This is a genomic window from Mesorhizobium sp. P160187, from assembly GCF_057766425.1.
Genome location: NZ_JBYMDX010000005.1, coordinates 237,271 through 257,785, shown reverse-complemented (window position 1 = coordinate 257,785; position 20,515 = coordinate 237,271). Strand labels below are relative to the sequence as shown.

14 protein-coding genes and 1 pseudogene are annotated in these 20,515 nt (G+C 63.8%); 4 read left to right on the top strand and 11 right to left on the bottom strand.

The window, feature by feature from the left end; translation table 11 throughout:
- The 8 genes and pseudogenes from AC3CCE_RS25970 to AC3CCE_RS25935 form a co-directional block, all read right to left on the bottom strand.
- A complete protein-coding gene (locus AC3CCE_RS25970; protein WP_352625484.1) occupies positions 1 to 2,838 on the bottom strand; it encodes a nitrate reductase in 2,838 nt (945 codons plus the stop codon).
- Between the two features lie 3 nt (positions 2,839 to 2,841).
- Entirely contained in the window at positions 2,842 to 3,171 is a 330-nt protein-coding gene (nirD, locus tag AC3CCE_RS25965) for a nitrite reductase small subunit NirD (protein ID WP_023745647.1), read from the bottom strand.
- A 5-nt stretch (positions 3,172 to 3,176) separates the two neighbouring features.
- A pseudogene (nirB, locus tag AC3CCE_RS25960) lies at positions 3,177 to 5,371 on the bottom strand (nitrite reductase large subunit NirB).
- Between the two features lie 4 nt (positions 5,372 to 5,375).
- The gene (locus tag AC3CCE_RS25955) at positions 5,376 to 6,173 is read right to left on the bottom strand and encodes an ABC transporter ATP-binding protein (protein WP_023751804.1); all 798 of its coding nucleotides are present in this window, start codon (positions 6,171 to 6,173) and stop codon (positions 5,376 to 5,378) included.
- Between the two features lie 10 nt (positions 6,174 to 6,183).
- Positions 6,184 to 7,074 carry a nitrate ABC transporter permease gene (ntrB, locus tag AC3CCE_RS25950; protein WP_352625482.1) on the bottom strand — a complete coding sequence of 297 codons (891 nt, stop codon included), beginning with the start codon at positions 7,072 to 7,074 and terminating at the stop codon, positions 6,184 to 6,186.
- A 92-nt stretch (positions 7,075 to 7,166) separates the two neighbouring features.
- The gene (locus AC3CCE_RS25945) at positions 7,167 to 8,495 is read right to left on the bottom strand and encodes a CmpA/NrtA family ABC transporter substrate-binding protein (RefSeq protein WP_352625480.1); all 1,329 of its coding nucleotides are present in this window, start codon (positions 8,493 to 8,495) and stop codon (positions 7,167 to 7,169) included.
- 344 nt (positions 8,496 to 8,839) lie between these two features.
- Positions 8,840 to 10,078, bottom strand: a complete 1,239-nt coding sequence (locus tag AC3CCE_RS25940; RefSeq protein ID WP_031245870.1) for a CmpA/NrtA family ABC transporter substrate-binding protein — start codon at positions 10,076 to 10,078, stop codon at positions 8,840 to 8,842.
- 2 nt (positions 10,079 to 10,080) lie between these two features.
- On the bottom strand, positions 10,081 to 10,683 hold the full coding sequence (locus AC3CCE_RS25935) for an ANTAR domain-containing response regulator (RefSeq protein WP_352625478.1): 603 nt from the start codon (positions 10,681 to 10,683) through the stop codon (positions 10,081 to 10,083).
- 282 nt (positions 10,684 to 10,965) lie between these two features.
- Between AC3CCE_RS25935 and AC3CCE_RS25930 the strand changes: the two genes are divergently transcribed.
- A complete protein-coding gene (locus AC3CCE_RS25930; protein ID WP_352625477.1) occupies positions 10,966 to 13,254 on the top strand; it encodes a mechanosensitive ion channel family protein in 2,289 nt (762 codons plus the stop codon).
- Positions 13,255 to 13,431: 177 nt separating this feature from the next.
- On the opposite strand, the gene AC3CCE_RS25925 is transcribed toward AC3CCE_RS25930, so the two are convergent.
- From AC3CCE_RS25925 to AC3CCE_RS25915, 3 genes are all read right to left on the bottom strand, one after another.
- Complete coding sequence (locus AC3CCE_RS25925) at positions 13,432 to 14,919, bottom strand: aldehyde dehydrogenase (protein WP_352511461.1); 1,488 nt, start codon at positions 14,917 to 14,919, stop codon at positions 13,432 to 13,434.
- Positions 14,916 to 16,109, bottom strand: a complete 1,194-nt coding sequence (locus AC3CCE_RS25920; protein WP_352511460.1) for a cytochrome P450 — start codon at positions 16,107 to 16,109, stop codon at positions 14,916 to 14,918. Before AC3CCE_RS25920 ends, AC3CCE_RS25925 begins: the two co-directional genes overlap by 4 nt.
- A gap of 63 nt (positions 16,110 to 16,172) precedes the next feature.
- Complete coding sequence (locus AC3CCE_RS25915; RefSeq protein ID WP_352511458.1) at positions 16,173 to 17,621, bottom strand: APC family permease; 1,449 nt, start codon at positions 17,619 to 17,621, stop codon at positions 16,173 to 16,175.
- A 167-nt stretch (positions 17,622 to 17,788) separates the two neighbouring features.
- On the opposite strand from AC3CCE_RS25915, the gene AC3CCE_RS25910 reads away from it, so the two are divergent.
- From AC3CCE_RS25910 to AC3CCE_RS25900, 3 genes are read left to right on the top strand one after another with little or no spacing between them, the layout of a single operon-like run.
- Positions 17,789 to 18,559 carry an IclR family transcriptional regulator gene (locus AC3CCE_RS25910; RefSeq protein WP_352511457.1) on the top strand — a complete coding sequence of 257 codons (771 nt, stop codon included), beginning with the start codon at positions 17,789 to 17,791 and terminating at the stop codon, positions 18,557 to 18,559.
- Entirely contained in the window at positions 18,559 to 19,842 is a 1,284-nt protein-coding gene (locus AC3CCE_RS25905; RefSeq protein ID WP_352625474.1) for a Tm-1-like ATP-binding domain-containing protein, read from the top strand. The genes AC3CCE_RS25910 and AC3CCE_RS25905 overlap by 1 nt, the downstream gene beginning before the upstream one ends.
- Positions 19,839 to 20,501, top strand: a complete 663-nt coding sequence (locus tag AC3CCE_RS25900) for an HAD family hydrolase (protein WP_023714910.1) — start codon at positions 19,839 to 19,841, stop codon at positions 20,499 to 20,501. Before AC3CCE_RS25905 ends, AC3CCE_RS25900 begins: the two co-directional genes overlap by 4 nt.
- Positions 20,502 to 20,515 lie beyond the last annotated feature (14 nt).

Sequence of the window (20,515 nt, the reverse complement as noted above, 5' to 3'; positions counted from 1 at the left end):
CTACTCCGCAGCCTGAACCCGATTGGCCTGGATGACCGCCCGGATCTCGGACCGGCAGGAGCCGCAATTTGTGCCGGCCTTCAGGGCGCCGCCTACGGCTTCGACTGTCGTGCACCCGGCCGCCACTGCCGCCACGATCTGGTTGACCCCGACGCTGAAACAGGAGCAGACGGTCGCGCCCGCATCGGGCCGATCGGCGCCGGCGCGACCGGCGACGATCCTGAAGCGTTCGCGCTGGCTGGTGTGAACCTCCTGGAGTTGCTGTGCCGCCCAACCCCGCGAAACCGCCACCGGTCCCGACGCGATAAACAAAGCCCCGGCGAGGTGCTGGTCGTCAAAGGCAGCAATGCGATGCTGGCCGGTATCGCGGTCGTGATAGGCGAGCATGTCGGCTACGGGAACATCGAAAAGCGAACCAGCAAAACCAGCCCAGTCGATGTCATCGCCGGCAAAGGCAAGCTCCACCCGCCAGCCGCCCTTGCATTTGGCCACGGCCCAGTAATCTGCTGCGAGCGCCACCGGCTTGCGGCGCACCACAGCGAAGCCGAAGGCTCTCGCGGCGAATTTCTCGATACGGGCGCCGACATGTTTCAGCGCAGGTTGGCCGGAAACCGGATCGGTCAGAGGCGCGGTCAGCGTGTCGAGGCGGCCCTTTGCCGAAAACTGATCGGTCCAGTGCATCGGCGCAAACACGCTCCCCCGGCGCTGGCGTGCCGTCACCAGCGCGCGCACCAGCACATCCCCGCGCAGGCTGGAGACGCGCACGATGTCGGCGTCGCCAATGCCGTGATGCGTGGCATCCGCCGGGTGGATCTCGACGAAGGGCTCGGCCATGTGCTGGGAGAGACGTGGGCTTTTGCCAGTGCGGGTCATCGTGTGCCAATGGTCGCGAACACGGCCGGTGTTGAGGATCAGCGGATAGTCCGGGCTGGTGCGTGTCTCGACGATGGGACGAATGGCGATGAAGCGCGCCTTGCGGTCGGGATTGTAGAAATTGCCGTTGGCGAAGAAGCGGGTGCTGGAAGGGTCAAGTCCCGCTTGAACACCCCCCTCTGTCCTGCCGGACATCTCCCCCGCAAGGGGGGAGATTGGCAGCTTTGACGCCGGCATATCTTCTGCATCGTTGGTAATTGGCGAAGGCCGAGGCGACGGCTGATCTCCCCCCTTGCGGGGGAGATGGCCGGCAGGCCAGAGGGGGGTGGCTGGGCTCGGCGCCGGCCATTGGAACGGAGCCAATTCTTCATAGGCGTCGGCATCGATCGCACCATAAGCGCCGATATCGAAATCCCGCGCGCCGTCATTCTCGAAACCCGACAGCGCGGCGTGTTCGGCGAAAACCTCCGCCGGCGTCACATGCGCAAACGCCTCGCCAAACCCCATCCGCTTGCCCACCTCGGCAATGATCTGCCAATCCGGCCGCGCCTCGCCGGGCACCGCAAGAAAGCTGCGCTGGCGCGAGATGCGGCGCTCTGAATTGGTCACGGTGCCGTCCTTCTCGCCCCAGGCGGCGGCGGGTAGCCGCACATGGGCGTGACGCACGGTGTCCGTGCTCGCCAGCACATCCGAAACCACGACAAACGGGCAGGCCTTGATCGCTGCCTCGACGGCATCGGCATCCGGCATCGAATCGACCGGGTTGGTGGCCATGATCCACAGTGCCTTGATGCGGCCGGCGGCGATCGCCTGAAACATCTCGACCGCCTTCAGACCGGGCTTTTGGGCGACGGCCGGCGCATTCCAGAAACGCTGCACGCGGTCGCGGTGCTCGGGGTTATCGATCTCCATATGGGCAGCCAGCATGTTGGCCATGCCGCCGACCTCGCGGCCGCCCATGGCGTTGGGCTGGCCGGTCACCGAAAACGGCCCTGCCCCAGGTTTGCCGATGCGGCCGGTGGCGAGGTGGCAGTTGATGATGGCGTTGACCTTGTCGGTGCCCGAAGACGACTGGTTCACTCCCTGGCTGTAGACAGTGACGGTTTTCGCAGTCGCGGCGAACAGGTTGTAGAAGCGGGTGAGCTCGTCCTCGCTCAGGCCGGTGGCGGCGGCAATGCCGGCAAGGTCGAGCGCCGATGCGGCGAAGAGAGCTTGGCCGAAGCCGGTCGTGTGTGCGGTCACATAGCCGCGCTCGAGCGCGTTGTGCCGGCCGAGCCAGGCGAGCAGTCCGGTGAACAAAGCAACGTCGCCATCCGGTGCGATCGCCAGGTGCATGTCGGCGATATCAGCGGTCATGGTGCGGCGAGGATCGACCAGCACGACCTTCATCTCCGGTCGTTTTTCCCGGGCCGTCGCGATGCGCTGGAAGAGCACGGGATGGCACCAGGCGAGATTGGAGCCGACCAGCACGATCAGGTCGGCGAGCTCGAGATCCTCGTAAGTGCCCGGCACGGTGTCGGAGCCGAAGGCGCGGCGGTGGCCGGCAACCGACGAGGCCATGCACAGGCGGGAATTGGTGTCGATGTTGGCCGAGCCGATGAAGCCCTTCATCAGCTTGTTGGCGACATAATAGTCTTCGGTCAGCAACTGGCCCGAGACATAGAAGGCGACGGAGTCCGGACCATGCTCGGCGATGGTTTGCGAGAGGGTCGAAGCGACGAGATCGAGCGCCTCGTCCCAGCCGGCATGGCGGCCGTGGATTTCGGGGTAGAGCAGCCTGCCGTCGAGGTCGATGGTCTCGGCAAGCGCGGAACCCTTCGAGCAGAGCCTACCGAAATTGGCTGGATGGTCGGGGTCGCCGCGGACAGTGACTTCACCGTCCGCGGCGACCTTCGCCAGCACGCCGCAACCTACCCCGCAATAGGGGCAGGTGGTCCTCACCTCGCGCGCTTCGCCAGGTTCCATGCTTCAGGCCGCGCGGCTGGCCAGCGCTTTCAGCGCAATGAACAGGTGCTCGCCCTCGATCCGCACAGGAATGGTGCGCACCACGCCCTCGTCGGCGCCGAGCGCCTTGCCCGTCTCCAGCGAAATGACCCAATTGTGCAAGGGGCAGGTGACGGCGGTGCCGTGGACGATGCCTTGGCTCAGCGGCCCACCCTTGTGCGGGCAATGGTCGTCGATGGCATAGACCTGATCGTCCTGCGTGCGGAAGACGGCGATCTTACCCTCGGGTGTGTCGACGCAGCGCGCGCCGCGGCGGGGGATGTCGGAGAGCGAGCCGATTGCGATCCAGTCCATTTTAATCACTCCGCAGCCTGCGCAAACCCGACAGAAGCCATTGGCCGGAACTCGTGCTTGTCCTTGCCGGAGACGCGTTCCGACCACGGGTCGACTTGGGCGAATTTCTGGCTGAAGACGAAGCGTTCGTAATAGGCCTTGCGCTTGGCACCGTCGTCCATGATCTGGCGCTTGATCTCGGGGATGCCGATGCGCTTGGCCCATTTGTAGATGCGCTCGAGATAGCGGCCCTGCTCGCGGTAGAATCCTGCGTGCCGAAGCGGCACCAGTCGGAGCCGACACAGGTCTTCACCGTGCGCAGGCCCTTGGCGTAAGCATGGCCTGAGACGAAGCCGGCCTGGCCGAGATCGGCCCACACCGCCGGCAGATCCTCCTTGCGGATGCCCAGCATGTCGATGCGCTGGCCGCCGGTGACCTTGACCATCGGTATCTCGAACTTGTCGACGACGTCGGCGATGGCGCGCAGTTCGGCGGCGTTGGTGACGCCGCCCCACATGCGCGGCACCACCGAATAGGTGCCGTCCTTCTGGATGTTGGCGTGGACGCGTTCGTTGATGAAGCGCGACTGATAGTCGTCGGCGTAATCGTTCGGCCAGTCGCAGACGAGGTAGTAGTTGAGCGCCGGCCGACATTTTGCGCAGCCGCAGGAGGTCGTCCATTCCAGCTCCTGCATGACGGCGGGAATGGTCTTCAGGCTCTTGGCGATGATCAGCCGGCGCACCTCGTCATGGCCGAGCGTGGTGCAGCCGCACATCGGTTGCACGGCGGCCGGGTTGTATTTGTCGCCGATGGTCAGCACCATCAGCTTCTCGACCAGCCCGGTGCACGAACCGCAGGAAGCCGATGCCTTGGTGTGGGCGCGCACGTCGTCGAGCGAAGCCAGGCCCTTGGCCGTGATCGCGCCGGTGATCTTTCCCTTGCAAACGCCGTTGCAGCCGCAGATTTCCGCATCATCCGGCAAGGCTGCAACGGCCGCCATAGGGTCCAGCGGGGCACCTCCCTGGTAGGACTGGCCGAAGATGAGCGTGTCGCGCATCTCCGATATGTCGGTCTGCTTCTTCTTGAGATCGTTGAACCAGGCCCCATCCGCCGTCTCGCCATAAAGCACGGTGCCGATGATGCGGTCGTCCTTGAGCACAAGGCGCTTGTAGACGCCGGCGGCGGCATCGCGCAGCACGATCTCCTGGCGGTCCTCGCCTTCGGCGAAGTCGCCAAGCGAGAACAGGTCGATGCCGGTGACCTTGAGCTTGGTCGGCGTGTCCATGTGGACGAAGGCCGCTGCCTCGTTGCCGGCCAACTGGTTCGCGGCAACGCGCGCCATCTCATAGAGCGGCGCGACCAGCCCGTAGACCTGGCCGTAGACCTCGGCGCATTCGCCGAGCGCGTAGATGTCGGGGTCGTTGCTGCGCATGCCGGCATCGACGACAATACCACGATTGACGGCTATGCCGGCCTCCCTGGCCAGCGCCGCATTCGGCCGGATGCCGACCGCCATCACCACCAGCGTTGCCGGGATAATAGTGCCGTCGGCAAGCTCCACCTGCCCGACCTTGCCGTTGCCGGTGATCGCCTGGGTGTTGGCCTTGGTGATGACCTTGATGCCGCGCTGTTCCACCGCGCGCTGCAGGAGATAGCCGGCGGCTGGATCGAGCTGACGCTCCATCAATGTCGGCATGACATGCAGCACGGTGACGTCCATGCCTTGGGCGTTCAAACCTGCTGCCGCCTCCAGCCCGAGCAGGCCGCCGCCGATGACCACGGCCTTGGCGCGCGACTGGGCGGCAAGCATCATGGCCTGAACATCGTCGAGGTCGCGATAGGTCAGCACCCCCGGCAGATCATGGCCGGGCACCGGAATGATAAAGGGCACCGATCCGGTGGCGATGACGAGCTTGTCGTAAGGCTCGGTGACGCCGTGATCGGAGGTGACTGTCTTGGCCGCCCGGTCGATGGCGACGATCTTGTGACCTTTGTAGAGGGTGATGTTGTTGGCGATGTACCAGCCGTCGCCGTGGATGATGATTTCCTCATAGGCCTTTTCGCCGGAGAGAACCGGCGACAGCATGATGCGGTCGTAGTTCACCCGCGGCTCGGCGTTGAAAATGGTCACGGTGTAGCGGCCCGGCGCCTGTTCGAGCAGATGCTCCAGCATGCGCCCGGGGGCCATGCCGTTGCCGATGATGACGAGTTTTTCGGTCATGGCGTTACTCCGCGGCTTCGACGAAGCGGTGGCGTTCATAGAGGAACTTCAGCACCGCTTCGCGGCAGCGCAGGAAGGTGCGGTCGGAAGAGAGTTCGACGCGTCGACGCGGCCGCAGCAGCGGCACCGCAAGCACCTCGCCGATTGTCGCCGCCGGACCGTTGGTCATCATGACGATGCGGTCGGACAACAGCACCGCCTCGTCGACATCGTGGGTGATCATGATCGTCGTCGAGCCGAGCCTGGAATGGATGTCCATAACCGCATCCTGCAGATGGGCGCGCGTCAGCGCGTCGAGTGCCCCGAACGGCTCGTCGAGCAAAAGGATCTTCGGCTCCATGGCAAGCGCCCGGGCAATGCCGACGCGCTGCTTCATGCCGCCCGATATTTCGGCCGGCCGCTTGTCCTTGGCATGGGCCATCTGCACGAGATCGAGATTGCGCATGATCCAGTCATGTCGCTCGGTCCTGCTCTTGGAACGGCCAAAGACTTTCGACACCGCCAGGCTGATGTTTTCGTAGACGGTGAGCCATGGCAGCAGGCTGTGGTTCTGGAACACCACGGCGCGCTCGGGTCCGGGGCTGTCGACCTCCTTGTTTTCAAGCAGCACGGCGCCGGCGGAAACCTTGGTCAGCCCGGCGATCAGATTGAGCAAGGTCGACTTGCCACAGCCGGAATGGCCGATGATGGAGACGAATTCGCCCTTGTCGATGGTCAGCCTGATGTCCTTGAGCACCTCGCTGACCTGACTGCCGCGGGCAAAGGATTTGTCGATATGGTCGAGCTTCAGATAGGCCGTCATCGCCCTCTCCTCACTTTGCCGTTGTGCCGCGGGTGACGAAAGCGCCGACCGCAGCGACCAGGCGGTCGAGGCAGAAGCCGGTGACGCCGATATAGGCGAGCGCGACGATGATGTCGGGCAGCCGCGACGAGTTCCAGGCGTCCCAGATGAAGAAGCCGATGCCGACGCCGCCGGTCAGCATTTCGGCGGCGACGATGGCGAGCCAGGACAGGCCGATGCCGATTCTGAGGCCGGTGAAGATGTAAGGTGCAGCTGCCGGAACCATGATCTTGACGAAAAATTCGAACTGGTTGAGCCGCAGGATGCGCGAGACGTTGCGGTAGTCTTCCGGAATGTTTCGCACGCCGACGGCGGTGTTGATGATGATCGGCCAGATCGAGGTGATGAAGATAACGAACAGCGCCGACGGGCTGGAATCGCGGAAAGCAGCCAGCGACAGCGGCAACCAGGCCAGCGGCGGCACGGTGCGCAGTATCTGGAACACTGGATCGAGGCCACGCATGGCCCAGATCGACTGGCCGACCAGGGCGCCGAGCGCGACGCCGACGATCGCCGCCAGGCCGAAGCCGATGGCGACGCGCTGCAGAGAGATCAGCACCCGCCACGCAAGGCCGATATCCTGCGGGCCGTTGTTGAAGAACGGATGCGCGATCAGGTCATAGGCCTCGTTCCACACCTGGCTGGGCGGCGGCAGGCTGGCGGTCGGCGACGAGCAGGCGATCTGCCACACGACCAGCATGAAGGCGATAACGATGACCGGCGGCACCAGGGCGGTGGCCAGCCTGCCGGCGATCGCGATCGGGTCGAAGCGGCGCCGCGCCCTGGCGGTGAAAGCGATGACCGCGGCAGGCTTCGCGGGGAACGCCTCCACCGTGGTTTCCTCAATGGCTTGGATGGACATGTCTGACAATAACTCCGGGGTCGATGCGGTCGACAACGGCGAAGCGCCGTTGCGCTGGGGCGACAAACGGCGGAACGCGCCGTTTGCGCTGGTCAAGCCGATGCCTTGATCTTCAGGCTGTCGAGATAGGCCGACGGGTTGGCCGGGTCGAAAATCTTGCCGTCGAAGAAGGTCTCGACGCCGCGCGACGACGAGGCCGGAATATCGGCTGCGGCAACGCCGAGATCCTTCGCCGCCTCGCGCCAGATATCCTCGCGATTGACCTGATCGACCAGCGTCTTGATGTCGGTGGTCGGCGCGAATTTTCCCCAACGGATGTTTTCGGCGAGGAACCAGCTGTCGTGGCTCTTGTAGGGATAGGAGACGCCACCCTTCCAGAATTTCATGTAGAGGTCAGTGCCGGTGGCCACGCGGCCATTGCCGTAGTTGATGTCGCCCTTGAGGCGGCCGATAATGTCGGCGACAGGCACGTTCATCCATTGCCGCTTGCCGATGATGGCGGCCATCTCGTCCTTGTTCTCCGTGGCCTCACACCATTGCTGGGCCTCCATGACGGCCATCACGATCGCCTTGGTGGCGTTCGGGTATTTGTCGATGAATTCGGCGCGCAGGCCGAGCGCCTTTTCGGGATGACCCTTCCACAGTTCGCCGGTGGTAGCGGCGGTGAAACCAACGCCTTGGTGGACGAGCTGTTCGTTCCACGGTTCGCCAACGCAGAACACGTCCATGTTGCCGACTTTCATGTTGGCGACCATCTGCGGCGGCGGCACGACGATGGTCGAGACGTCCTTGTCGGGATCGATGCCGCCGGCGGCCAGCCAATAGCGCAGCCACAAATCATGCGTGCCGCCCGGGAACGTCATGGCGGCCTTGATTTCCTTGCCGGCCGCCTTCTTGGCGGCGAAGGCGTCCTTCAGCTTGGAGGCGTCGAGGCCGACACCGGTGCCGGCGTATTCCTGCGCAACCGAAATACCCTGGCAGTCGTAGTTGAGCCGCGCCACGATAGCCATCGGCATCGGCTGGTTGTTCTGCGTCACCTTGCCGGTGTGCATGAGATAGGGCAGCGGCGTCAGGATGTGAGCGCCGTCGATGCCGTTGGCTGCGCCGCCGAGCATCAGATTGTCGCGCGTCGCGCCCCAGGAGGCCTGCTTGAGCACCTCGACGTCGGGCATGCCGAACTTGACGAACAGCCCCTTCTCCTTGGCGATCATCAGCGGCGCCGCGTCGGTCAGCGCGATGAAGCCGAGCTTGGCGCCGGTGATCTCGGGAGCGGTCGTGGCGGCATAGGCGCCCGAGGGGAAGAGCTTGCGGGCCGCCACGAACAGGCCGGCCGTCATGGCGCTGCTGACAAGAAAATCGCGGCGCGTCACATCCTTGAGCGATGTTCCCGTCCCGATCCATTTCCCTATTTTTTCTTTCATCGTGATCTCCGGTTGAACGCGAGGGCTTCGTCGAGTGGCCCAAAACAAAAAAGCCGCCGTCCAGGCCTCGCGCGTCCGTACATCCGGGATCGCGTCGTTGACCTGAGCGGCAGCTTTGCCTGTGGCGCCCGCCATTGGACGCCTGTTCCGTGACCCGCGAAGGGCCTGACTAATTCAAAGCAGGAACCGTGCCAGTTTTGGGTGAAACGAAAAACCTAAATGAAATCAACATTACGCGCCAGATGCCGGCACGCGAGGCGACATCGCAAGCAGATCAAAGATTGTTCACTACAGCAATCGCACGCACATTTTTTGTGCAATGCACAAGAATGGCGCGAGAATGATCAGGCTTCCGCGCGAGCCGCTTTCTGGCGCCCTATGTAGCCGTCGATCTCGTCGGGGTCGAAGGTCTGACCGTCGAAGAAGCCGTCCGGCCCAAGCACCAGGCCTGCCCCGGTCGCACCGACAGCCGTGGCGACCTTAAGCGCGCCCTCGACCTTCGCATTGGCGCCGGGAAGTGCAACGCCAAGCGGCTTTAGCGCCGAGCGGTAGAGGTCGGGACGGTAGCAGTCACGGGCGATAACAAGGTTTTCCGGCGTGTGCTCGACATGCCCCCAGCGCACCATCTGCGTATAGAACCACAGCGCATGGCTCTTCCACGGAAAGTTCGCCGCCTTGTCGAAGGGCAGGAAGAAGTCGTCGACATCCAGTTCGGCGCCGCCGCCCAGTTCAAGATGGCCGGTCAGGATCGGCATCTGGACAGCTGGTGGCAGGCCGAGGAAGCCAGCTTGAGCCATCACACCAGCCAGTTCGGCGTGGTTGCCCCGATCCTGGCACCAGCGCGCCGAATGATGCAGCGCGCGCAGCAATGCTGCCAGCGCGACCGGGTTCTCCTGCGACCAGGCCTTGCGCACGCCGATCACCTTCTCCGGACTGTTGCGCCACAGCAGCGCCTTGACGGTGACGATATGGCCGGTGCCGGCAGCGACCGAGGCGCTGTTCCAGGGCTCGCCGACGCAGTAGCCGTCGATCCGCCCAGCGGCCAGCGCATCGGCCATGAAGGGCGGCGGCACGATGACGATCTCGATCTCGCGCTCCGGATCGATGCCGCATCCGGCAAGCCAGTAGCGCAGTTCGTAATTATGCCCCGAATGCGGGTGCACCACGGCAAAGCGCAGCGGATCGCCGCCAGCCCCGGCGCGCTCGCGAATGAAGGCACGAAGGGCTGCGCCCGCGCGCGCGGGCTCGAGATCGGGTATGGCGCCGTGTGCCGCCATGCCTTCCCAGACGGCGTTGGAGATGGTGACGCAATTGCCGCCAAGCCCGAGCGAAAACGGCACGATGGTCTCGGAAGCAAGCGGCGTCAGCCCGAGATTGCAGGCGAGCGGCATCGGCCCCAGCATGTGCGCCAGGTGGAAATGGCCGATGGCGATGCGGTCGCGGATGTTGGCCCAGGAGGTCTCGCGGTGCAGTGTGAGATCGATGCCCTCGCGCGCGGCAAATCCAAGCTCACCCGCCGCAACCAGCACGGCACTGTCGAAGAGCGGCATGAAGCCGGCGGTGATCTGGTGCTCGGCGCTCATGCTCATTCGTCCTCCGACGGCCCGAGCAGCCCGGCGGCAGTCACCAGGCTCTGGGCAATGTCGCCGATCTTGCGGTTCTGGTTCATCGCCGTCTTGCGCAGCAGCGTGTAGGCGCCCTCTTCGGTCAGGCCGCGCGACTTCATCAGGATGCCCTTGGCACGGTCGATCACCTTGCGGCTCTCAAGCTCGCCTCGAACCTCTTCCAGCTCGCGCGCCATGCGCGAGAAAGCGTTGAAGCGGCTGACCGCCATGTCCAGAATCGGCTTGACGCGCTCTTGCCTGAGGCCGTCGACGACATAGGCCGAAACGCCGGCATCGACCGCCGCTTCGATCGATGCCTGGTCCGATCGGTCGACGAACATGGCGATCGGCCGCTTCACCGCACGCGACAGCTGGAACATGTTTTCCAGCATGTCGCGGTTCGGGTTTTCCAGGTCGATGACGATGACGTCCGGCTCGATCTCGGCGATCCGCCGCGCAATGCCGGTCACGTCGTGGATGACGGTGACCCGCTCATGGCCGGCCTCGCGCAAACCTGCCTCGATGATCGCGGCGCGGATACGGTTTTCGTCGATGACCAGGACGGCGAGTGAGCTGCGGACCATGCGTGCATTGTGGGCAAGGTCGCAAAATTGTGCAATGCGGCATGGTCACAGGCTCCCGCCGCGGAGCAACCGACGACCGACAATGACCCGGTCTAGGTGGTCGGGACAAGGAATGCAGCGCAACGCTGGCACTGGTGATGACAGCCTTGCTGGTCGCCTGGTGCCCTACCCAACGGTCTAGGTGCGATGAGACTTGCACCGCAACATCGGCTTGTTAAAGGTGGGGGCAACGACGGACATAGCTGTCCTTGCTCGCCGATCTGACCGGAAGGTTACCGCACGATGCTGCTCATGAAACGACGATTGGGGGCCAGGGAGCCGGCGCGCCCAGCACGGCGTCCCGGGAACCTGACGGCGATGTTCGTCCTGATAGCCGGGCCGCTCGTCCTTGGCATCGCCCTCCTGTTGGCTGGTCCGGCACAGGCCCAGGCACCGGCCGCCGTCACGCCCGACAAGGTCAAACAGCTGTTCGAGCTTCTCGACGATCCGTCGGTGAAGGCCTGGGTGGCCGAGCAACGAAATCAGGGCGCAGGATCGACGGAAGCGCCTGCCGAGACTAGCGCTCCGCCGGCCGACGCCGTGGCCGCACCGGGCCAGATGAATACTATGGCATCCTCGACGCTCGATCGGATCAAGCATCACATCGAAAAGATCGTGCGAACCTTGCCTTCGCTGCCGGACCAGTTCGCGCGCGTCCGGGCCAATACCATGGACGATATGTCCAGCAAGGGCCCCGTCAGCATATTGGTGCTGATTGCGATCTTTATCGCTGCCGGCCTGGCGCTCACCTGGGCAATATACAAGCTCACCCGTCCATTTCGTCTTTGGATCATCGCGCAACCCAGAGATACGCCCATCGGGCGGGCCAAGAAGATCGGCGGCCGCACGCTTTATTCCAGCATGATGATCGGCTCGTTCGCGCTGGGCAGCGCCGGTGCGTTCATGCTGTTCGACTGGCCAGCGCTCATCCGCGAGATTGTGCTGACATTTCTGATGGCTGCGGTCTTTACGTGGGCTGTGCGCCTATACGTGATGGCCACACTCGTCCCTTCTTTCATGGAGGTCGAGCACGCCATCGAGGTTCGTGCCCTGCCGATCACCGACGGAGCTGCTGACCATTGGGCTTATTGGCTGCCCCGGATCGTCGGCGTTTTCGCCTTCTTCGCCGCCGCGTTTGTCCTCTTGCCGGGTCTCGGCATAGACCAGGACGGAATGATGGTCCTGTCCGTCGGCGCCGATTTCATATTGCTGTTGCTCTTCCTGCTGGCCATTTGGCGTCGGCCAAGAACGCAGCGAGACGGCGCGCGCCACAGCGGTCACACGGCAGTGACATGGTTGTTGACGGCTTATTTCGTCGTTCTGTTCCTCGAACGCATTGCCGGCCTCTACACATTCTTCTGGTTTACATTCACCGCATTCTTCCTGCCTTTGGCAATTGTGCTGACAGAGCGCGGGGTTAATTTCGTCCTGCGGCCCGGTTCGGAAGATGCGGGCCGGCCGACGATCCCGGCGGTAACGATCGCTGTCATCGATCGCGGTATCCGGATGATTTTCATCCTCGCGGCGGCTTACCTTCTCGCACGCGTACTGGGCCTGGACATGCAATCCATGCGCGGCAGCGATACGACCACCATGCTCATATTGCGCGGCTTGATCAACGTCGTGGTCATTGCCCTTGCTGCCGATTTCGGCTGGTCGATCATCAAAGCCTTGATCGAACGAAAGCTGGGCGTCGCGATACCGCAAGCCGTGATGGGCGAGGAGGACATCCTCACCCTCGATCCGCATCAGGCGCGGCTGCACACGCTGTTGCCGATCATTCAGAACATTCTGCTCGCGGTGATCATCGTGATGGCGGTGCTGATGATGCTCGCTTCGATCGGAATCCAGATCGGCCCGCTGATCGCCGGCGCCGGCGTCGTCGGCGTCGCCGTGGGTTTTGGCGCGCAAACCATCGTCAAGGACGTGATCTCTGGCGTGTTTTATCTGCTCGACGATGCTTTCCGTGTCGGCGAATACATTTCATCGGGCAGCTACAGGGGTACGGTGGAGAGCTTTTCGCTGCGCTCGGTGAAGCTGCGCCACCATCGTGGTCCGCTGTTCACGATACCTTTCGGTGAACTCGGCGCCGTGCAGAACCAGAGCCGTGACTGGGTCACCGACAAATTCAACATCACCGTTGGCTATGACACCGATATCGACTTTGCTCGCAAACTGATCAAGCGAATTGGCCTGGAACTGGCCGAAGATCCGGAGTTCAAACACTGGGTGATCGAACCGATCAAGATGCAGGGCGTGCAGGAGTTCGGCGAGTACGGCATCGTCTTGAGGGTCAAGGTTACGACCAGACCTGGAGGCGCCTTCAGCATGAAAGGCAGGTTCTTTTTGCGCCTCCGCCAGGCCTTCAAGGAGCAGGGCATCGAACTCCCATTCCCGACCGTCCACGTCCAGGGGCTGCAAGACCCGCATGGGACAGAGAATGCGCCTTTGGAGATCACACCCGAATTACGAATGGCCGTCGCCCAGTCGCACACCAATCGGCGCAGAAAAAAAGCGAGCACAACGGAGTAGGACGCCGTGATACCGGCCGGCCGCAACACGGCTTTCCGCGCAAAACCAGGACCCACGACACCACGCTAGTCGGAACTGCCGATAGCGGTGACGCGATCGCCGCCAACCAGCACCAGCGTGGCGTTTCTGAGGCCAAGCTTGACGAAAAGAGCAGATATGCTGGCCTTTCCGCGAGGCTCAGAGCGCAATCCAGGCGGTCTTGAGGTCGACAAATTTCTCCAGCGCATGCAGCGACTTGTCACGGCCGAAACCGGACTGTTTGACGCCGCCAAGCGGCACGGTGATATCGGCTCCGCCATAGGTGTTGACGTGGACGACACCGGCGTTGATGGCGCGCACCATGCGATGGGCCGTGGAAAGATTGGCGGTCCACACCGCCGAGGCAAGTCCGTAGACAGTGGAGTTGGCGAGATGCACCGCCTCCTCCTCGGTCCCGAAGCGCATCACGCCGAGCACCGGTCCGAACACCTCCTCGCGCGCCAACTGCATCTCTTGCGTCACGTTCTCGAAGATCGTCGGCGCCATGTAGCTGCCGCCAGTCTCGGTCAGTATCCGTTCGCCACCGGCGACGAGACGGGCGCCTTCGGCTTGCGCCATGGCGACGAAGCCGAGATTCTTGTCCAGCTGTTCGGCGCTCGATACCGCACCGATATCGCTGGCGAGATCGAGCGGGTCGCCGACCTTGAGCCGCGTGGTTGCCGAGACAAGTTCGTCCATGAAAAGATCATAGACCGACGACTGGACGAGCAGACGCGAGCCCGCCACGCAGACCTGGCCTGAATTGCGAAAGATGCCGTTGGCCGAGACGACCGCCGCCTGCTTCAGGTCCGGAGCGTCGGCAAAGACGATGTTGGGCGACTTGCCGCCAAGCTCGAGGAAGACCCGCTTCAAATTGGAACGGGCGGAGTATTCGAGCAGCCGCCGGCCGACCGGCCCCGATCCGGTAAAGGCGATGGCGTCGACATCCATATGGAGGCCAAGCGCTTCGCCGGCGACAGCACCATGACCGGTAACGACGTTGAACACGCCTTCGGGAAGTCCAGCCTCGCTTGCGAGTTCGGCCAGCCGCAGCAAGGTCAGCGACGCGATCTCCGGCGGCTTGACGACGACGCTGTTGCCGGTGGCCAGTGCGGGCGCAATCTTCCAGGCGCCGATCATCAGCGGGAAGTTCCACGGCACGATCACGCCGACGACACCGAGTGGCTCCCTGTGGATCAGCCCGAGCACATTGTCGGCCGTCGGCGCGATCTCGCCATAGACCTTGTCGATCGCCTCGGCGTAGTAGCGGATGGTGCCGGCCGCCGACAGTGGCTCGGCCTTGTAGGCCATGCCGATCTCGGTGCCGTTGTCGCGCACGCCAAGCACGACCAGCTCGTCGACATCTTCTTCGATCAGCTCGGCAAATTTCGTCAGCACCTTCTTGCGAAAGGCAGGGGCGGCGCGCGACCATGAACCCTTCTCGAATGCTTTTCGCGCCGATCGCACCGCGCGATCAATGTCGGCGGCATTGCCGTCGGCGATGCTGGCAAAAGGGCGGCCGTCGATCGGCGAAATCACCGCCAGCGTCGCGCCGCTCGTCGCTGCGGCCTGTACGCCGTCGATAAACAAGCCCCGCTCGCCGATCTCCGTCTTGCGCAGCGCGTCGATGGCATTCTGGCTGATCATTGGTGGCGGACTCCCAGGGAAACATACAACGTGGTTGGCGCGCGGAATTCCCAGCCGCGAAACACCGGCACCTTGCCTGGCACCAGGCTGAGATCGGGGAAGCGCAGGAGCAGCAGCCTTAACGCAAGGCACATCTGCTCGCGCGCGAAAAACCGGCCCGAACAGAAATGATGACCAAAGCCGAAGGCGGCATGATTGCCTTCCCTGCGGTTGATGTCGAAGCGGTCTGGATCGGCAAAGCGGCTCTCGTCGCGGCTTGCCGAGGAGACAAGTGCAGCGACCGCGGCGCCGGCAGGGATCGTTACGCCGCCAAGCTCGACCGCCCGCGTCGTCTGCCGCGTCTGGGTGCCGATCGGCGCCACCCAGCGCAAGCCTTCATCGACAGCCCTGGGCACAAAGGTCTCGGGATCGGCGAGCACCTGCCGCACTTGTTCGGGATGCGCAAGCAGGCCGGCGAGGATCGAACCGGCACCATGTCCGGGCTCCTGCATGCCGCCAAGCAGGATGACCTTGATGCTTGGCATCAAGGAATCGATCGGCCGCGTCGTGCCTTCCGGCATGCCGTCATGCAGCATATGCGATAGCGCCGAGTCGTCGGGTGCGCGCGCAAGTGTATCCAGAGTCGGCCGGATGGCTGCGCCGACCTCGGCGCTGATCGCGTCGGCGATCTCTTGCCGCTTCGGGTCGTTCTCGAAATTGATGGCGCCCTGCGCAAGGCCATAGAACCAGCGGCGCAGCGTCGGTATGTCGATGTCGGCAAGGCCAAGCGAGCGCGCCAGGCTGAGCGTCGACACCGGCTCGAAATAATCCGCCATCAGCTCGGCGGAGCCTTGTTCGGCGATCCGGTCGAGAAAAGGTTCGGCAATCGACCGTACGAGATCGCCGGCATAGGCGGCGACGGTGCGCGGCCGGTATTTCGGATCGACGCCTTGGCGCAGCTGTCTATGCGTTTCGCCGTCGGTGGTCAGGATGGTCGGCTTGCCGAACGAGCGTTCGACCGGAGACGTACCGACGACGGCGGAGAAGATGTCGGGTGACTTTGCGACGGTCTCGACGTCCTTCCAGCGGGTGACGAACCAGAGATTGACCGCCGGCACGAAAGCGACAGGCGCACTGCGCCGCAGTTCCGCATAGATCGGATACGGATCGGCTTCCAGCGCCTCAACGGTGATGCTCTCGGCAAAGCTCAACGCCGTTACTCCCTTGCGATGGAAAGGGGCGGCGCCGAACGCGCTACCCCCTTGTCCTTTGTCCTAGTCCTTCAGCGGCACGCCGAGATTTTCGAAGGCAACCGGATCCCGGCTCTTCAACGCACCGGCAAGCAGCAGGCCGACCACCGCGGCAATCAGCACCAGCCCCGGCAGCAACACGCCAAGGAAGCCACCGGCCCCGGACAGGCCACCGAAATTAATGACGATCAGGTAGATGATGACGACGAAAGCGATGAAGGCCAGCCCAGGCAGGATGGTGGTCTTCAGCGCATTCTCCTGCGTCGACGGGTTGGCGCGGAAGTACATCACCACGGCGAGCGAGGCCACCGCCATCATGACGATGACTCCCAGCGTCGCGACATTGGTCAGCCAGGAAAACAGCGCCAGAACCGGATCGAGGCCGAGTATCGCGAACAGTCCGATGACGATCGCTGCCAACACGCTCTGGATGACGGAAGCGACATGCGGGCTCTGGTGCACTGAATGCGTCACGCCGATCGCTTCAGGCAACAGCTTCTCGCGGCCCGAGACGTAGATGTAGCGGGCAACCGCGTTGTGGAACGCCAGCACGCCGGCAAACAGGCTCGACACGAACAGGATGCCCATGGCGTGCGACAGCATGGTTCCGGCGTAGCGGTCGGACAGGCCGAACAGGAAAGTCGTCGGATCCTGAAGCGCCTGCAGTGCCGGCAACAATTTGTCGACGCCGGCGCCGACCGCCATCAGCCAGGCCGTGACCATGTAGAAGACGCCGATCAGCAGCACGGAGAAATAGGTGGCGCGCGGAATGGTCACCTTGGGGTCGCGGGCTTCCTCGGCGTAGATCGTCGTCGCCTCGAAACCGATGAAGGCGGCGAAACAGAACAGGATGGCGATGGCGGGCGAGCCGCTGACGATCTGGGTCCAGCTGAACGGCGCCGCCGAGAGGCCGCTGTCGCCACCGGTCTTGAGGATGGCGAGGTCTAACACCAGCACCACGATGTATTCGCACAGCACCAGCACCGTCAGGATCTTGGCCGAGAGGTCGACCTGGCGGTAGCCCAACACCGCGACGATGGCGACGGCGATGAAGCTCCACACCCACCAGGGCAGGTCGATGCCCCAGCCGGCGAACAGGCCGGCGGTCGCGGCCCCCAGCAGGCCCATGACCCCGATCTGCATGGCGTTGTAGGACAGGATCGCGATGATTGCGGTTGCGCCGCCGGCAAAACCGCCGAGCCCGCGCGCGGCATAGGCATAGAAGGCGCCGGCATTGCCGACATGGCGCGACATGGCGACGTAGCCGACCGCAAACAGCAGCAGCAACACGGTCACGATAAGATAGGTTCCGGCAAAGCCCGCCCCATTGCCCATAAGCATGCCGAGCGGCGTGCCGCCGGCGACCGCGGTGAGCGGCGCCGCCGCCGAAATCACCATGAAGGTGATAGCGCCGACGCCAAGACTGTTCTTGCGCAGCCTGTTGGCGGGCGCCAGTTCCGAAACTGCTGACATTTGTCCCTCCAGTCTTACGAACCCCTGGGTTCGCGGCCGCTCGGCCTGTTCCCTAAAATGCCATCGGTTCATTATTTGAACCCTTATTTTGAATATAGACTTGCAAAGAATGCGGATGCCTGTCAAGTTAATTCACACATTAAGTTTCTATCCGAGCGGGAGGCTGGATGGGTACGGTCGGCAAGGCGATTTCACTTCTGGAGCTGTTCACGGCGGACGAGCCCGAGTTCGGACTTTCCGATCTCGCGCGGCGGTGCGCCTTGGACGAGGCGACGACGCGGCGGCTGCTGATGGCGCTGGGCGGCCATGGCTTCGTCGAGCAGGATGCCGGCACGCGGCACTATCGCCTCGGCGCCGGCCTGTCGCGGCTGGCGCGTATCCGCGAAGCCTGCTTCCCGTTCCTGCAAACGGCAATTCCCGTGGCGCAGGATTTGGCGGGTTCGACAACCGAGACGGTGCATCTGTCGGAATTCGGCGTCGACAGACTGATCACCGTCCATGTCGAGCATTCAAGCTGGGCAAACAGGGTGAACATCGATATCGGCCAGCTTCTGCCGCTGCATTCCACCGCCTCCGGCATCGCCTATCTGGCCTTCGCCGACAACGCGACGGTGAAAGCATGCCTGACAGGTTCGCTTGAGGCCTTCACCGATCATACCCTCGTCGAGCCGGCCGCCATTTCAAAGTCGATCGGCGAGGCGCGCGACCGCGGCTATTCGATCTGCGACCAGGGCCATGAGGACGGCGTGATCGGCGTCGCGGCTGCAATCCGCGCCGCCGATGGTCTTGCGCTGGGGACAATTGCGGTGGCAGCCCCGAAGGCCAGGACGACACCGGCTACGATCGTGGAACGAGGGCTTGCGGTTGTGACCGCGGCACGGGAGATTTCGATGCGCCTCAATGGCGAAAACCTGCAAACCCTGAGGAGGCAGGCCTGATGTCTGCAGATATGGCGACGCCCCGCATCCTGGTCATCGGCACGGGCGACACCAAGACCGACGAACTGCTGTTCATGAAAGCGTGTATCGAGGCATCCGGTGGCCGCGCCGTGATGATGGATGTTAGCGTGCTAGGCGCCCCCGCCTATAGTCCCGATCACGACAAGCATGCCGTTGCGCGGGCCGCTGGCGTGACGATGGCCGAAATCGTCTCGAGCGGCGATGAAAACACCGCCATGACATTGATGGCCGTCGGCGCCGTTCAGCTGGTGCGCCAGCTTCACCAGCGCGGCGAGATCGACGCCTTCATCGCCATCGGTGGTTCGATGGGAACCGATTTGGCGCTCGATGTCGCGCTGTGCCTGCCGCTCGGCGTGCCGAAATTCGTAGTCTCGACCATCGCCTACTCGCATCTCATTCCGCCCGAGCGTGTCGCGCCCGACCTGATGATGATCCTGTGGGCAGGCGGGCTCTACGGCCTCAACACCGTCTGCAAGCTGGTCCTTTCCCAGGCCTGCGGCGCGGTGGTCGGTGCGGCGAGGATCGTGCTTGCATCTCGTGCTTCGGCCCCGGCGGTCGGACCGACCATCGGCATGACTTCGCTGGGCAGCAGTTGCCTGCGCTATATGAAGACGCTGAAGCCGGCGTTGGAGCAGCGCGGCTATGACGTCGCAGTCTTTCACACCACCGGGATGGGGGGCCGGGCCTTCGAATCGATCGCCAGCCAGGACCATTTCTGCGCGGTGTTCGACTTCAGCCTGCAGGAGATCACCAATCATCTTGCCGGTTCGGTCGTCAGCTCCGGCGCCGACCGGCTGGAGAATGCCGGCGCCCGCGGCATTCCGCAGATCGCAGCCCCTGGCGCCGTGGACATGGTCGATTTGCCGACCTGGCAGGCGCTGCCGACAAAGTTCGCGCAGCGGCCGTTCCATGCTCATAACAGGTTGATCGGCTCGATCACCGTCGATGCCGCCGACCGCCGTGAAGTCGCCAGGACCATCGCCGCCAAGCTCGGTGCGTCGAAGGGGCGCTCCGCTTTCATCCTGCCCTCCGGCGGCATCCAGGAATGGGATGCGCAGGGCGAGCCGCTGTACGAACCCGAAGCCCTCGCGGCGTTCACCGATGAGATGCGCAAGGCCATTCCCGCCGGCGTCGAGTTCCACGAGATCGACGCCCACATCAACAGCGACGAGTTCGTCGGCAAGGCGCTCGAAATCTTCGACCGCTGGGTCGAGGAAGGCATCATCCCGCGCGGCATGCCGGCCAAGGGAGTGGCTGCGTGAGCGCTGTTCCTGCCCAGGCGCTCGTCCTCGATTTCGGCGGCGTCGTCACCCGGACCCTTTTCGAGACCCATGCCTTGACCGAACAGGCGCTCGGCCTCGCGCCGGGAACGCTGCAATGGCACGGGCCGTTCGACCCGGATTCAGATCTGCTGTGGCGCTCCATGCAGGCCGACGAGATCAGCGAGCGCGATTATTGGCGCACCCGCACCAGCGAAGTCGGCCGGCTCGTCGGCGAGGACTGGCAGGCGATGGAGACATTCGTCCAGCGCGCACGCGGAGCCGAGCCGGAAAAGATCGTGCGGCCCGAAGCCGTCCGCGCCATCCGGACCGTGCATGCGGCGGGATTTCGCCTGGCGATCCTGTCCAACGAGCTAGATCTGTTCTATGGCGCCGGCTTCCGTCAGCGGCTGCCGCTGCTCGAGCTGTTCGACACCATCGTTGACGCCACCTATACCCGCATCCTCAAGCCCGATCCGCGCGCCTATGCCTTCGTCACCGAGGCGCTTGGCCTGCCTGCCGGCGCCTGTGTGTTCGTTGACGACCAGCAGCGCAATGTCGATGGCGGCCGTGCCGCCGGCATGCGCACCGTTCATTTCGACGTCGCGCGGCCGGCACTTTCCTATGCCGAGGCCCTCGGCCATTTCGACCTCATCTCCTGAGACATTTGCGGAGC